We start from the raw sequence: 1316 nt of genomic DNA, 5'->3' as shown, positions 1-1316 counted from the left end.
TGTTTTGACCCCTATAAACCTAGAGTATTTTTAATTTTTTAAAGTGTAATGTTTTAGGCTGCTTTTTTTCTGTTTAAAATCAAGTGTTTGTCCTTTTCCCATTTCTCCATTGGAGTGATCTTTCCAAGCAATCCATGTAGTCTTTTGTTATTATAAAACACTACGTAGTTCTTTAATATTTGCTCTATTTGTCCAAAAGTAAAGTATTCATATTTAGTAAAAACCTCTCTTCTTAGAGTCCCATGATAAGCTTCTATGTGAGCATTTTCTTCCGGTGTTGCTATGTGTGTAAACTCTTGTGATACACCGATTAAAGAAAGATATTCTCTTACATTGTTGGCGATAAATTGACTACCATTATCCGATCTAATCACTACATTTTTAGGGTAATCTAACTCATCAAAAAGTTCTGATAGTAGTTCTATTACCTGCTTTTGTTTAATATTAAAGCTGAAGTAGTCTTTTAATATTCTTCGAGTATGTACATCAATTACAGAAAGTAAATAAGCATTTTTCCCTTTTTGTGGTATCCATACCATCTTAATATCCATTTCAACACACTCTAAGGGTCTTGTAGTCTTTACTTTACGATGCTTAACATACTTCTTGTCTGAGTGATCTCTAGCTATACGAGTTTGTAAAAGCTTAGCAGTTTTCATAATACGGTATACTTTTTTGTGATTAATAGTATACCCATCGCGTTTAAGATACTCGCACATTATGCGGTAACCACAATCCATAAAATCATCCTCTAAAAGCTCTTTAATTGACTCTACAACAGTTTGCTCATTAACCCAGCCTTGGGTTTTATGGTAGGTTAATAAAGTAGCTTTATTACCTTTTGGTTTGCCAGAACCCTTGAAATAGTACGTACTATCACTTAAGCCAACCCAATGAATTAGTTTAGCTTTACTTATGTGATATTTAGTATAAAAGTAGTCTACCAGATCTTTTTTGGATCGGATGTCCCAAACTTTTTTTTTAGTAGTTCGCGTTGAACTTCTAATTCTATTTCTTTATCACTTAGTAGTTTGCGAAGAATCTTATTCTCTTCTTCTGCTTTTTTAAGTTCTTTTGATTTGTCAGAAACAGCAGGCATTAATCCTGATTCTCCTTGGGAATCGAATTTCTTCTTCCATGAGTAGAAAGTACCTGTACTTAAACTGTGTTTACGACAAGTCTCTATTGCCCCATTTTCTTCTGCTTCTTGTAAAATTGATAGCTTATCTGATAAGCTCCATTTCTTGTATTTCATAAGTCCAAAGTTATGTAATTAATTTATTAATTTAACTCCAGCTTATTTAGGGGCTAATATA

The 1316-nt window shown here is 32.4% G+C and carries 2 protein-coding genes; both read right to left on the bottom strand.

Annotated features, from left to right (window positions below; genetic code table 11):
• Nucleotides 1-53: 53 nt before the first annotated feature.
• Entirely contained in the window at nucleotides 54-917 is an 864-nt protein-coding gene (locus BLT46_RS13065) for an IS3 family transposase (protein ID WP_143021899.1), read from the bottom strand.
• A gap of 23 nt (nucleotides 918-940) precedes the next feature.
• Nucleotides 941-1255 (bottom strand): transposase, encoded by a 315-nt coding sequence (locus BLT46_RS13060; RefSeq protein ID WP_090410544.1) that lies wholly within the window; start codon nucleotides 1253-1255, stop codon nucleotides 941-943.
• Nucleotides 1256-1316: the final 61 nt, after the last annotated feature.

The sequence above is a fragment of the Myroides phaeus genome, from assembly GCF_900099675.1.
In the GTDB taxonomy this organism is placed as follows: Bacteria; Bacteroidota; Bacteroidia; order Flavobacteriales; family Flavobacteriaceae; genus Flavobacterium; species Flavobacterium phaeum.
This window is presented reverse-complemented; position numbering and strand designations above follow the sequence as displayed.

What these genes read in the sequence shown, in the direction of transcription:
- BLT46_RS13060 (WP_090410544.1), bottom strand. Translation starts at nt 1,255, where the DNA reads ATGAAATACAAGAAATGGAGCTTATCAGATAAGCTATCAATTTTACAA.